Here is a 13,375-nt window from a genome sequence, read left to right as displayed (position 1 = left end):
TACATTCAATTGAAAAACTTATTTTGAGCCTATATAAAAATCTTTTCAAGCAGACTGCCATTTACGGACTAGCTACGGTTTTGCCGAGAATGCTGAGTTTTCTGTTAGTAATGGTTCATACCGATAAACTCGTAAAAGCGGATTATGGAGAAACCACCATACTTTTGGCGTATATGGTTTTCTTCAATGTGATTTTATCGTATGGAATGGAAACTGCCTTTTTTCGTTTTTATAATTCGGAAGACAATAAGAAAGACGTAATTGAAACCTCTACAATTTCTATTTTTTGGACTTCCATTGGGTTTTTATTCCTTTCGCTTTTTTTTCGGAATACACTTTCAACTTGGATTAATGTTGATGTGGAGTTTGTTACCTATGCCATTTGGATATTGGTTTTAGATGCTCTGGTAACCATTCCGTTCTCCAAGTTAAGAGCCGAACAAAGACCAATAGTTTATGCCGTTATCAAGATTGGAAACGTGGTGATCAACATGGCCTTGAATTTGTTTTTCTTGCTATATCTTCCTCAAATTGCACAAAATTATCCGAATACTTTTCTGGCAACATTATACTTTGAAGATTTTCAGATAGGCTATATTTTTATGGCAAATTTAATTGCGAGTCTAGCCACCTTCCTGGTGCTTTCGCCAAATTATTTGCATGTGAAATGGCATTTCGATTTTCAGCTTTGGAAACGAATGATGCGTTATGGATTTCCAATTTTGATTGCAGGAATTGCATTTGCTGTAAACGAACATTTAGATAAAATTATCTTAGAACACCTTTTGCCAAAAGACATTGGAAAGTCAGAAGTTGGTGCTTATGCAGCGTGTTACAAACTCGGATTGTTTATGGTTTTGTTTGCAACAGCCTTCCGTTTAGGAATTGAACCGTTCTTTTTCAGCCACGCTAAAAATGAAAATGCAAAGCAGACTTACGCGATGATTACAAAATTTTTCGTAATCTTTGGTTCTCTGATTCTTCTAACCGTCATTGTTTTTGCCGATTTATTGAAAATGATAATGATCAAAGACGAATCGTATTGGGAAGCGATGCGAGTGGTTCCGTTGATCATTCTAGCCAATTTCTTCCTCGGCATTTACAACAATCTTTCCGTTTGGTACAAATTGACCGACAAGACAAAAATTGGCGCTTATATATCAATTATTGGAGCAATTCTTACGTTAGGGTTAAATTACCTTTTGATTCCAAAATACAGTTATATGGGTTCCGCAATTGGTACCATTGTCGCTTACGGAAGTATGATGGTGATTTCGTACATTCTCGGAAACAAATATTATCCAGTTCCGTATGATATGAAAAAAATTGGAGGCTATATAGGCGTTTCAATTCTGTTTTCAATCGTTTCGTTCTATTTCTTCAGAGAGAATTATTTTGTCGGAATTCCACTAATTATCATTTTTACGTATTTCATATATTACAACGAAAAAGAAACATTAAATAAAATTATAAAAAGAAAAGCTTAAGCATAAAATGGAAATCAAGATAATAAACAAATCACAGCATTCTTTACCAAACTACGAAACTATGGCCTCAGCCGGAATGGATTTGAGAGCAAACCTTTCAGAACCAATTACCTTAAAACCGTTAGAAAGAGCGATCGTAAAAACCGGGCTTTTTATAGAATTACCAATTGGCTATGAAGCCCAAGTTCGTCCAAGAAGCGGCTTGGCTGCAAAAAAAGGAATCACGGTTTTAAATTCTCCTGGAACAGTTGATGCCGATTATCGTGGTGAAATTGGTGTGATTTTAGTAAATTTATCAAATGAAGACTTTGTAGTAGAAAATGGAGAGAGAATTGCCCAATTAATCATTGCACAACACGAACGTGCCGAATGGATCGAAGTTGAGGGATTGTCTGAAACATCTAGAGGTGAAGGCGGTTTTGGAAGCACGGGAGTGAAATAGTATGCAGCCGCAATAAACAATAAAAACACATGAAAATAATAGTTCCAATGGCGGGACGTGGTTCACGTCTTCGCCCACATACATTAACAGTTCCAAAACCATTGATTCCCGTTGCAGGAAAACCAATCGTGCATCGTTTGGTGGAAGATATTGCAGGCGTTTTGAATCAACAAATTGAAGAAGTAGCATTTGTTATCCACGAAAGTTTTGGTAAAAAAGTAGAAGAAGATTTGATTGCCATTGCCGAAAAATTAGGAGCAAAAGGAACGATCTATTACCAAAATGAAGCGTTGGGAACGGGCCATGCCATTATGTGTGCCAAAGATTCCTTGAGCGGTCCGGCAGTTATCGCTTATGCAGATACGCTGATCCGTGCCGATTTTGATTTGGATACAACTGCCGACAGCGTGATTTGGGTAAAACAAGTAGACGAACCGGAAGCTTTTGGCGTTATTAATTTAAACGACAACAACGAAATAATTGAATTGGTTGAAAAACCAAAAGAATTTGTTTCAGACCTTGCGGTAATCGGGATCTATTATTTCAAGGATGTTGCGGTTTTGAAAAACGAACTGCAATTGGTTTTAGACAACAATATCATTCACGGAGGCGAATACCAAATCAACGACGGAATCAAGCAAATGATGGCAAAAGGCATGAAATTTGTACCTGGAAAAGTAGATGAATGGATGGATTGCGGAAACAAAAACGTAACAGTAGAAACCAACTCAAGAATGCTTGGGTTTTTGCATAACGACGGAGTACACTTGGTTGCAAGTGATGTGAAATTAGAAAATTCAACAATTATTGAGCCTTGTTATATCGGGAAAGATGTAATTTTAATCAACGCAACTGTGGGTCCAAATGTATCCTTAGGAAATGGTTCTCATGTAATTGACTCCACCATAAAAAACAGTTTGGTTCAAAATCATTCACACATCAAAAATGCAAATTTAGATAATGCCATGATCGGAAGCCACGCCAAATTTGACGGAAACTTTACAAGCATCAGTATCGGAGATTACTCTGCTTTGGAATAAAATTTGATAAAGGGTTAACTATGAAAATTAAAAAATATCTTGTCTCTTCGCTTTTCTTCGGAATGTTACTGTTTCCTGCTTTTGCTTTTGCCCAAGCCGAACCAGACGATATTGCCTTGGCGGAAGATAAATTTCAAGATAATTTTTATGAATCATTGAAACAAAAAGGCATTGAAAATTATGACAAAGCCGTTATCGCTTTAGAAAAATGTTTGGCGTCAAAGCCTGAAAATGCGGTTGTACATTTTGAATTAGGTAAAAATTATTTAAGCCTGAAAGATTATAAAAAAGCCTATGAGTATTTTCAAAAAGCGAGTGTTTTAGATCCAAAAAACAAGTGGTATTTGGTGGGTATGTATGATGTTTGTTATCAAACGCGCGATTACAACCAGGCGATTGTCATTGTAGATAAATTGGTGCCATTTGATGCGAATTATAAAGAAGATCTGGCTTCGCTTTTCATGTACACCGAGCAATTTGACAAAGCCTTGGCACTGATCAACGAATTGGACGAATCTGTTGGCAAAACGCCTCAAAGAGAAGCCTACCGCGCTTCAATTATGAAAGATTCAAAGTATGAAGCTGTTGAAAAAGACAAACTTTTGGCTGAAATCAAGAAAAATCCAAAAGACGAATCAAAATATATTGCTTTGATTTTGTTGTATTCAGATAGCAACCAAGAAGAAAAAGCGTTTGAAATCGCCAAAAAATTAGAAAAAGAAATTCCTGATTCTGATTTTGCACAAGTCGGACTGTTTAAGTTTTACCTGAATAATAACGACGGTGAAGAAGCTGTTTTGGCGATGAATAAAGTTTTTGAAAGTAAAAAGGTAGACGCAAAAACGAAGTATAAAGTTTTAAACGAGTTCTTGATTTTTGCTCGAAATAATCCAAGTTTTAATGCAGATCTAGATAGAGCCGTCAGTTATTTTAATGCGGAAGAACAAGTGGCTTCGACAAAAGAAATTGGGAAAATATTTTATGCCAAAAAAAATTGGGAACGCGCGATTCATTATTTAGAAATTTATTCTAAAAATAATCCGCAAGAAGTGGAACCCAATATCTTCTTGCTTCAAGCGTATGCGGAAAGCGCTCAGTTTGAAGCATTGTCAAAAAAAGCATCTGAATTGATTGACTTTTTTCCACTGCAACCAGAATTTTATTATTATTCAGGATTGGCAAATAACCAATTGAAAAACCATAAAAAAGCCAAAGAGTTTTTAGAAATGGGACTGGATTATTTGCTTGAAAACCGCGATTTAGAAATCAATTTTAATATTCAACTTGGCGAAGCATTCAGCGGACTCGGAGATACCAAGAAAAAAGAACAGTATTTTTTAAAAGCCGATAAATTATTAAAACAAAAAATGCAATGAAAAAATATCTTATCCTGACCCTCGGCATCGTAATGTTTTCGTGCAATTCAAAGAAAGCGGTGATCGCTGAAGGAAATGCACGCGAAACCGTGGCTTCATCTGAAGTGATTAAAAATCATTATAACTTAAAACGTAATTTCAAGACGGCCTACATAAAATCAAGCGCAAAATTTAAGGATGATAAGCTATCGCAAAATGTTTCGGCTGAAATCAGAATCCAAAAAGACGAGCAGATTTTGGTCAGCGTCCGTTTTCTGGGAATCACAATGGCAAAAGCACATATTACGCCTAAATTTGTAAAATACTACGAAAAAATCGGAGGTAAATACTTTGAAGGCGATTATTCCACGTTGAGCAGATGGCTTGGAACCGACCTTGATTTCCAAAAAGTTCAAAATATGCTGATCGGGGAAGCGATGGACGATTTGAGAAAAGGAAAATACAAAACTACGGTAGAAGACCAGCTTTTTAAAGTAGCAGATACTTCTAATAAAAATACAGAAAAATCGTTCTTCTTTGAAGCGGCCAATTATTTGATAAAAAAACAAGAAATTACGCAAGCCAAAGAAGACCGAATGCTTTTGGTTTCGTACCCAAACCACCAAGACTATCCGCAGGTGGTAATGCCAACCGAAGTAAAAATAGAAGCCTACCAAAAAGGAAAAAAGACAAACATTGATATCCAATACAATTCCATTTCGTTTGATGAAAACTTAACGTTCCCATATAGTGTTCCAGAAGGTTACGATAGAATATATATTGATTAGATTTGCACAAACAAACCATTATGCCGAAATTCATACTCACACTCTTTTTTTTACTGACCACTTCTTTGATTTGGAGCCAAAGCGATGCCCAAAGAAAATTAGAAGAGCGTAAAGAGCAGCTCCAAAAAGAAATTGCGGAAGCCAGAACGGCTTTAAATTCTGAAAAAAAGAAGGAAAAGTCTGTGATGACGCAAATCAACCAGCAGGCTGCAAAAATCAAGCTGCAAGAAAAATTGATTGCCACCACTGAAAAACAAGCCAAATTATTGAGCGATGACATCTATACGAATCAGCTTAAAATAAATGCGTTGAAAAAAGACCTTGATGTCTTGAAAAAAGATTATGCAAAAATGATTGTGAAGTCTTACAAAAGCCGTTCAGAGCAAAGTAGGGCAATGTTTCTGCTTTCTTCACAGAATTTTCTGCAAGCCTATAAAAGAGCGCAATATATGAAGCAATATTCCAACTATAGAAAAAACCAAGGTGATGAAATCAAGGAAAAATCTACGGAATTAACTACATACAACGAAAAATTAGGCGTTCAGAAAAAAGAGAAACAAAAGCTAATTGTTGAAAACGAAAAAGAGAAAAAAACGTTAGAAGTAGAAAAGCAAGAGCAGGAAACATTAATGAAGTCGATCAAAAAAGACGTCAAAAAGTTAACTGCCGAAATCAATAAAAAACAAAAAGAGTCAAAAGAAGCCGACCGACAAATCAAAAAATTGATTCGGGAAGCTATCGCAGAAGCGAATAGAAAGGCCGCTGCAGCGAATAAAAAAGCAAATCCAAAAGCAACAGTTGCCGAAACAAAAGCAATTGAAAATTCATCAAAAATTGTTTTAACGCCTGAAGGGAAAATTGTTTCAAACAGCTTCAAAGCAAACAAAGGAAAATTGCCTTGGCCAGTAGCAAAAGGTTTTGTCTCTTTAAAATATGGAACTCATCCGCATCCAATATTGAAATTGCCAGTGCATTCCTCTGGAGTAGAAATCAGCACCGATCCTGGAACTTCGGTCAGAGCCGTTTTTGATGGAGAAGTTACGAGTGTTCAAGTAATGTCTGGAAACAACATGGTGGTGTATGTTCAACATGGGGATTTTTACACAGTATATCAAAACTTAACTTCGGTTAGTGTTTCTAAAGGAAGTAAAATTTCAAGAATGCAAAACATTGGTAAAGTAGCAACCAGAGGTGGTCATACCACTTTAAAATTCTTTGTCTTGCAAAACACAGAATACTTAAATCCAGAATCTTGGATTTCTAAATAATTACAATAAAAAAGGGAACCAAATTGGTTCCCTTTTTTATTCAATAAACAAAGCCTTCAATTCCGTAGCATCATGCGGATTCATTTACGGGTTATTCAATGAGTTTTTTAATCTGTTGATTAATTGTTGATACAACCCCTTTCTCAACCCCTCTTTTTATGATCATAATTGTTAAACAAGATTGAATCTGGTAACATAACGATAAGATTTTTTCTATAAAAGAACAATTTTTTCTTGAGTATTTTGGGAAGAAGAATTCTTGTCTGATTCATACTTTCATAGTTTTGGTCAGAAATGCCTAAATGTTCAGCCATTAAATGTGTTTCTTGTTTTTATAATTTATGAATATTATATTAATAATCTGATTAAATAGTGGAAATTTTATTAATAATAGCGTAATTTGGTTTTTATTTTTATGATTTTAATAAAATATGATGAAGAAAACATTCCATTTATTTCTATTTTTTTTAGTATTGAGTATTCCCGTTTCTTCACAAACGAATAAGCAATATGGTATTGTTAAAGTTAGTTATGGTGTGAATGTAAATTTTGATAAAAATAATGAAATTTATAAAATCCATGAGAAATTTTCACCCGGTCTGGTTGCTTTTGCAGAATTAGTAGCTCCAGAAGTTGATTTCTCTTTAGTTTTTAGTGATTCTACCTCGATTTTTTATTTAGAGGAAAAATTGTTCTCAGACAACAGAGCAGCTAGATTTGTACTAAGAAATGTTCACTTTTATGGACGGATTAAGCAACAAAGCAACAATTAGATCACCGAAGAATTACAAGAAGATTTCGGTAAATTTTTGGTTTCTAGACCCTATCAGAAGTGGAAATTGTTTGATGAAACCAAAATGATTGGAGATTATTTATGTTTTAAAGCAACTACATTTAGAACAGTTACAAATCCTAAGGGCAAAGTGATTAAATATGATTATACAGCATGGTACAGTCCACAACTTCCGTACAAGTTTGGTCCTGCTGGCTATGGCAATTTGCCAGGTTTAATCATTGAGTTGCAAGGAGAAGGGTTTACTTATGGCGTCAAGAAAATTCAGTTTTATGATGATGCAGAAAAAAAGGAAAACGAAATGCCATCTTTTAGAAAATTAAAACTTATTTCAGATGAGGAATTTGAAGCGTTGGCCGCTGAAGATGAAAAGCGCAGACAGATTAGAAAAGATTAATTTGACTATGTTACATGATAACTTATGATTTTTAAAAACTTTTTGGTTTGTTGCTTTACGGCGTTTACTTCTATAACTTTTGCTCAAAATAATACAGTAACTGTTAGTGGAACGGTTACAGATAGTTTGCAACAGCCGTTAACGAGCGTAACTTTAATTGCGAAGCCTAAACAAGAAAACTTCAAAACAACCTATACTATATCTGACAGTAATGGTTATTATAAACTTCAATTAAATAATGGCTTAGTTTACGAACTTAATATTTCATATTTAGGTCATAATTCAATAAAAAACGAGGTTTATTTTACAGAAAATACTATAGATTACAATTTTAAGCTTACTTCAAAAAATGAAAGTTTAGATGAAGTTGTTATCAATTATAAATATAAGCCTATTGAAAAAAACAAGAATACAATAACCTATAATTTAAAAGCATTTACAAACGGTAATGAGTTTAAGATGAAGGAGGTATTAGAAAAGTTACCAGGCGTAAAAGTAGAAGATAACGTTATAAAAGTACAAGGCAAAACGGTAACAAAATTGATGATTGAGGGCAAACCTTTTTTTGATGGAAGTACGAAATTGGCAATTGAAAACATCCCTGCAGATGTAATGGATAAAATTGAAATTATTTCAGACTACAAAGAATCTGAATTGCTAAGAAACTTGGCAGATAATGAAGATTTAGCACTAAACGTGGTTTTAAAAGAATATAAAAAAGATTTTTATTTTGGAGATATTGAAGCAGCGGTCGGCTTCGGACTTGATGAATTCTACAGTTTACATCCGGCAATATTTAAGTATAGCCCTAAATCGAATATTAGCTTTATTGGCGACATAAATAATTACAATAAAAGCAGCTTAAATTTTGGTGATTTATCTAAATTGGTTGGTGGGTCGAGTAACTTATTTAAAAAGAATGATTTAACCAATAATTTATTAAATGCTGCATCAAGTAATCAGGAAAGATTTGAGTCCTTCACACGGTTTTCTGCTTTAAATTTTCAGCACGAGGTAAATAAAAAACTCTGCATTTCTGGTTATGGCATATATTCAAACAATGATATTATTAATAAGTCGTTATCTGCAAGAGAGTATTTATCTGATAATGCGTCTGTTTTTGAAACAAGAAATGATTTTAGAGACGCTAATGATAGTTCGGGAATATTGAATCTAAAACTGGATTATAATCCAAACGTTAGTCAAAAATGGATGTATAACATCAATTATTTACGAAACACTAATAATTTTCAACAAGAATCTTTATCAAGTTCAGAAACCACCGGCGAATTTTTTACCAAGGCAAATGGTATGGGTGATAATTTCTCACAAAATTTAGAAGGGTATTTAAAGATAGATGATAGACATACAATGGGAGTGGGTTTACATCACAGTAGTACCAATTCAAATTCTACAGAAAATTGGTCTAGTGATACTGCTTTTTTACAAGATTTTTTACCGTTAATGACGGCAACAAATTATCTTATTCAGCAAAATGGAGCTGTCAGATCCGAAAAATTTAATGTCTTAATAAAAGATTATTGGTAGCAAGTCGAAATTTTCATCTTTTTTATAATGTTGGATATAACTTAAAAACACTCTAATACGAAGCAATTTAAGTCAAGTTTTAGCAGATGATTCTAATCTAGATTTTCCTGAAATAGGCAATAACAATCGCGTTGCTCTCTCGGATTTAAATTTTGGTTTGGGAATTAAAACTCAAATAGAAAAATTTGAATTCATTTTAGAAGCCAAACCACATTATTATAGTTTCAGCCGCGCTCAAATTAATAGCAATAATTTTTTTATCGCACCCAAATTAAAAATTAGAGGATGATATAAAGTTAGATTTTGATTACGACTTTCGTAACAACTATCTCAGCGATTTAAGTTATTTAGAAAATACAAGAGTAACAGGCTTTAACTCCGTGTTATTGGGTAACCCAAATCTTGAAGATGAACGTGCTCATAATTTTAGCCTCTTTTATAGCAATTATAAGCATATTGATGACTATTTTATAGATGCGTCCGTAGATTACAGTATAAATAGCCCTGTTAAGAACAATAGTATAATTCAATCAGGTATAAATCAACTAAACATACCTATAATTCTTAATTTACCCAAACCAATTTAGGTTTAAAGACAGATTTTGGTTTTTTGTTTAATAAATCAACTTTAGAATTTGGAATAGATTCAGACTGGAGTAAAGTCAATCAAGTGATTAATGAAAAAATAAATTATATAAATTCTTTTGAGTATAACCTTAGTACGAAATGGCAATTAAAGTGGAATAAAAAAACGCAACTTAGCTTAAAATATCGTCATTCTGGTTACCAAGTAAATTCAATAGAAAAATCTCAATCATCTGAAGATACATTTTCTATAAATTTTGATAGTAGATTTTTGAAAAATATTATTTTTAAAACAGATTTCACAACGCATTTTGTTAAAGACTTCAGTGAAAATTTTCAAAATTATACATTACAAAATTTTATTTAGGATACGCTAAACCAAACAGTAAGCTTTCTTACAATTTAAGTTTTAGAAATATCTATAACAATGGTGTTATAGTAAGAAGCTCTTTCAGCAATAATTTAATTATGTCGAATCAAGTTTTTACAATTCCCCGCGTACTTTTATTAGAACTTAAATACAAGTTTTAATGACAAAAAAAGCCCCAAAGCGTTAGGTATTTTGGAGCTTTTTTAATCGAAATTCTTTTATACAAACAAAGCTTTCAATTCCGTAGCATCATGCGGATTCATTTTTCCCGCCAAAACCAAACTCAATTGCTTTCTTCTCAACGCCGCGTCAAAACGCTGTTTTTCTAATTCAGATTCTGGGATAATTCCAGGAACTTCCACCGGACGGCCCGTTTCATCCACAGCCACAAACGTGTAAATCGCTTCGTTGGCCTTGTTTTTAATCCCAGATTCGCGGTCTTCAATCCAAACGTCAATATAAATTTCCATCGAACTTTTAAACGACCTTGAAACCTTCGCTTCAATCGTTACAACACTTCCCAACGGAATTGCACGGTTAAAAGCCACATGGTTTACTGAAGCCGTAACCACAATTCTGCGCGAATGTCTTCTGGCCGCAATACTCGCCGCACGATCCATTCTGGCCAGCAATTCACCGCCAAAAAGATTATTTAAAGGATTTGTTTCACCTGGCAAAACCAAGTCGGTCAAGACGGCTACAGATTCTGATGGAGTTTTTGGTTGCATCTTTTTTTGGCAAAGGTAAGAGATACACAACAGTTTTCTGTATTTTTTTGAAGCTATTCCCGCTTTTCCCTGCAACTCCTCAGCCAAAAAGCTTTTTTTCAACGCCACAAAAAGAGCTTCCTCCGGTCGCATTTTTCCGGCAAGAAAAAATAGCTTTTCGGCTTCCGGGGTTTTCGGTTCAATCGGGGCTGGTGACGCAGTTTGTTGACAAACTAAATCGACAGCGATTAATCCCGAGGATTGCAAAAAGGCAAATGGTTTCTCAAATAGCGCTGATACGGCAATTGCCTGAGCTCTTAAACCGGTCACCAAACCGGTTTAAAGCGAGTTGCCGCAGCAGGAATAGGGCTTGCTGATTCGCGGGAAGATTCGCTGCAAAAAAAATCCCGAACGAATCGGGATTTGAATTATAACTCTTTAATCAGAAGCCAAGCTTCGCGATTTTCAGTTTTCTGTATTTTAGACATTTCTTTTTGGGCTTCTGAATAGGTAGAAAAACTGCCATAAAGCACCGGATGCAAGCCGTGATTGTTTTGTTCTATTCTTCTTGACTTAAAGCCTTTTTTGCTTAATCTTTCGTAGATTTTTTGTGCATTGGCTTCATTTCTGAAAGCGCCGGCAACAATATGATACGCCATTTTTTCTTCCTTAACGGTCAATTTCACGGCTGGTAGCGGGCTTTCAATAAAGAAAGTAGCTTCTTGAATTTTATTTTCTACTTTTTGCTGTACTGATTTTTCAACCATCAATTGCTCTGAAGTCAATGTGTTTTGATGCTCGTTGTAATAATTGTTCCCAAAGAAACCAGCAGCGCCAAGTCCAAGAACGAAAACCGCAGCATATTTTAAATAAGAATTCTTTCTTTTTTCTGGTGTGAAGAGAATCGGCGCTTTTTCTTCTAAAGCTTCTACTTCCTGCTTGTAGATTTCTCTTTGGATTTTTGGCGACACAAAGGTGCTCAATCCAAAAGAATCTGTCAGGTAATTCAAGCTGTCAAAGGATTCAAAAACCAAATTGTTTTCTGAATTCACAGAGAATTGCCCGATGTTTTTTATTTGTAAAGTTTGGCTTTGCTGCAATTGGTATTTCCAGTTTAAAACTTCACTCTCGATGTTTTTTACGGCATCTTCATAGGTGATTTTTTCAGCTTGGGAAATGTGGTTTGCTAACAAGCCATCATTGTTTTTTAAATGAAAATTAAAAGAAACGACTTTTCTTGGCGGGTAAAAAGAGGCAGCGCTTTCGTTAAGACGGGCAGATTGGATTTCGGTCAAAAAAGCGCCGAAACCAGGTACCGAAACGCATTGGTATCTGTATAAAAGTTGTGATATGTGGTGTTCCATCTTCATAAAACAAAGTTAGCCAATCATTGGTCAGGGCAAAATTTTATCAACAAATTTTATTAACAATCTAAAAAAAAGTGTTTTCTTTGATATTCAATTATTTGCCATGTACGAAGAAGAATTATTTTATGTGTTAGCACTGCAAAAAGTGGAGTTAGTGGGCGATATCGTCGCTAAAAAACTGCTCAACCATTTTGGAACAGCCAAAAATGTGTTTGAATCTAAAGCTTCAAAGCTGTCCAGCATTGATGGAATTGGAAGCATCTTAATCAAAAACCTGAAAGATAAATCTGTTTTTGAAAAAGCAGAAAAAGAACTTCAATTTATCAAAGAAAATCATATCGACACGCTGTTTTTTCAGGATGATAATTATCCTGAAAAACTAAAACATTGCATCGACGGACCCATCTTGCTTTTCTCATCAGGAAACATTGATTTTAAAAACAGAAAAATCATCAGCATCGTGGGAACGCGCCAAATTACTTCGTACGGAATGGAATCGTGCAAGAAATTGATTGCTGATCTGGCGCCGCTGGATCCGATAATTGTGAGCGGTTTTGCCTACGGCGTTGATATTGTGGCGCATCAGGCTGCCATGGAAAATAACTTGCAGACCATTGGCATTTTGGCGCACGGATTGAATCAGGTGTATCCAAAAGTACATACCAAATATGTTGCAAAAATGGAAGAAAACGGCGGTTTTATTACAGAGTTTTGGAGTAATTCTAATCCTGACAAGGAGAATTTCGTCAAAAGAAATCGCATTGTGGCCGGAATGTCTGAAGCCACGATTGTCATTGAATCTGCTGATAAGGGCGGTTCGCTGATTACGGCAAATATGGCAATGGATTACAATCGTGATGTTTTTGCGTTTCCGGGAAGGTCAACTGATAAATACAGCCGAGGCTGTAACAATTTAATCAAAACCCAAAAAGCAAATTTGATGACTTCTGCGGCAGATTTAATTTATATGCTCAACTGGGATTTGGATTCTGAAAAATCAAAACCGGTTCAAAAGCAATTGTTTGTAGAATTGGACAACGACGAACAAAAAATCTATGATTATCTGCTGAAATCTGGCAAAGAATTATTAGATATTATTGCCTTGGAATGTGAATTTCCGGTGTACAAAATTTCTTCCATTTTATTAAATATGGAATTGAAAGGCGTGGTTCGTCCGTTGCCAGGGAAGTTGTTTGAAGCTATTTAAATAAAAAATCCCTGCAATTGC

At 34.8% G+C, this 13,375-nt stretch carries 13 protein-coding genes; 11 read left to right on the top strand and 2 right to left on the bottom strand.

Annotation, left to right across the window (positions count from 1 at the left end; genetic code table 11):
• Nucleotides 1–23 precede the first annotated feature (23 nt).
• The 10 genes from EG849_RS01175 to EG849_RS01130 all read left to right on the top strand — a co-directional run bounded on the left by EG849_RS01175 (nucleotide 24) and on the right by EG849_RS01130 (nucleotide 10,070).
• Nucleotides 24–1,487, top strand: coding sequence for a lipopolysaccharide biosynthesis protein (locus tag EG849_RS01175; RefSeq protein WP_125011253.1), 1,464 nt, complete (start codon nucleotides 24–26; stop codon nucleotides 1,485–1,487).
• A 7-nt stretch (nucleotides 1,488–1,494) separates the two neighbouring features.
• Complete coding sequence (dut, locus tag EG849_RS01170) at nucleotides 1,495–1,929, top strand: dUTP diphosphatase (protein WP_125011252.1); 435 nt, start codon at nucleotides 1,495–1,497, stop codon at nucleotides 1,927–1,929.
• A 29-nt stretch (nucleotides 1,930–1,958) separates the two neighbouring features.
• Nucleotides 1,959–2,969, top strand: a complete 1,011-nt coding sequence (locus EG849_RS01165; protein ID WP_125011251.1) for a sugar phosphate nucleotidyltransferase — start codon at nucleotides 1,959–1,961, stop codon at nucleotides 2,967–2,969.
• A gap of 20 nt (nucleotides 2,970–2,989) precedes the next feature.
• Nucleotides 2,990–4,345, top strand: a complete 1,356-nt coding sequence (locus tag EG849_RS01160; protein ID WP_125011250.1) for a tetratricopeptide repeat protein — start codon at nucleotides 2,990–2,992, stop codon at nucleotides 4,343–4,345.
• A complete protein-coding gene (locus EG849_RS01155; protein WP_125011249.1) occupies nucleotides 4,342–5,112 on the top strand; it encodes a DUF4292 domain-containing protein in 771 nt (256 codons plus the stop codon). Before EG849_RS01160 ends, EG849_RS01155 begins: the two co-directional genes overlap by 4 nt.
• A 20-nt stretch (nucleotides 5,113–5,132) precedes the next feature.
• Nucleotides 5,133–6,380 carry a murein hydrolase activator EnvC family protein gene (locus tag EG849_RS01150; RefSeq protein ID WP_125011248.1) on the top strand — a complete coding sequence of 416 codons (1,248 nt, stop codon included), beginning with the start codon at nucleotides 5,133–5,135 and terminating at the stop codon, nucleotides 6,378–6,380.
• Nucleotides 6,381–6,811: 431 nt separating this feature from the next.
• Nucleotides 6,812–7,153 (top strand): hypothetical protein, encoded by a 342-nt coding sequence (locus EG849_RS01145; RefSeq protein WP_125011247.1) that lies wholly within the window; start codon nucleotides 6,812–6,814, stop codon nucleotides 7,151–7,153.
• A gap of 36 nt (nucleotides 7,154–7,189) precedes the next feature.
• Nucleotides 7,190–7,570 (top strand): GLPGLI family protein, encoded by a 381-nt coding sequence (locus EG849_RS01140; RefSeq protein ID WP_262678981.1) that lies wholly within the window; start codon nucleotides 7,190–7,192, stop codon nucleotides 7,568–7,570.
• A gap of 24 nt (nucleotides 7,571–7,594) precedes the next feature.
• Nucleotides 7,595–9,118: a carboxypeptidase-like regulatory domain-containing protein gene (locus tag EG849_RS01135; protein WP_125011245.1), complete on the top strand. Its 1,524-nt coding sequence runs from the start codon at nucleotides 7,595–7,597 to the stop codon at nucleotides 9,116–9,118.
• Between the two features lie 610 nt (nucleotides 9,119–9,728).
• On the top strand, nucleotides 9,729–10,070 hold the full coding sequence (locus EG849_RS01130) for a hypothetical protein (RefSeq protein ID WP_125011244.1): 342 nt from the start codon (nucleotides 9,729–9,731) through the stop codon (nucleotides 10,068–10,070).
• 221 nt (nucleotides 10,071–10,291) lie between these two features.
• Here the strand turns inward: EG849_RS01130 and EG849_RS01125 are convergent, their stop codons facing one another.
• Both EG849_RS01125 and EG849_RS01120 read right to left on the bottom strand, forming a co-directional pair.
• The gene (locus tag EG849_RS01125) at nucleotides 10,292–10,801 is read right to left on the bottom strand and encodes an acyl-CoA thioesterase (RefSeq protein WP_125011363.1); all 510 of its coding nucleotides are present in this window, start codon (nucleotides 10,799–10,801) and stop codon (nucleotides 10,292–10,294) included.
• 407 nt (nucleotides 10,802–11,208) lie between these two features.
• The gene (locus EG849_RS01120; protein ID WP_317125174.1) at nucleotides 11,209–12,144 is read right to left on the bottom strand and encodes an HU domain-containing protein; all 936 of its coding nucleotides are present in this window, start codon (nucleotides 12,142–12,144) and stop codon (nucleotides 11,209–11,211) included.
• Between the two features lie 106 nt (nucleotides 12,145–12,250).
• Between EG849_RS01120 and dprA the strand changes: the two genes are divergently transcribed.
• Nucleotides 12,251–13,354, top strand: coding sequence for a DNA-processing protein DprA (gene dprA, locus EG849_RS01115; protein ID WP_125011242.1), 1,104 nt, complete (start codon nucleotides 12,251–12,253; stop codon nucleotides 13,352–13,354).
• The last annotated feature ends 21 nt before the right edge of the window (nucleotides 13,355–13,375 follow it).

The sequence above is a fragment of the Flavobacterium macacae genome (assembly GCF_003865365.1).
GTDB classification, from domain to species: domain Bacteria; phylum Bacteroidota; class Bacteroidia; order Flavobacteriales; family Flavobacteriaceae; genus Flavobacterium; species Flavobacterium macacae.
Note: the sequence above shows the minus strand (reverse complement) of the source record. Positions and strands in the feature narration are given on the sequence as shown.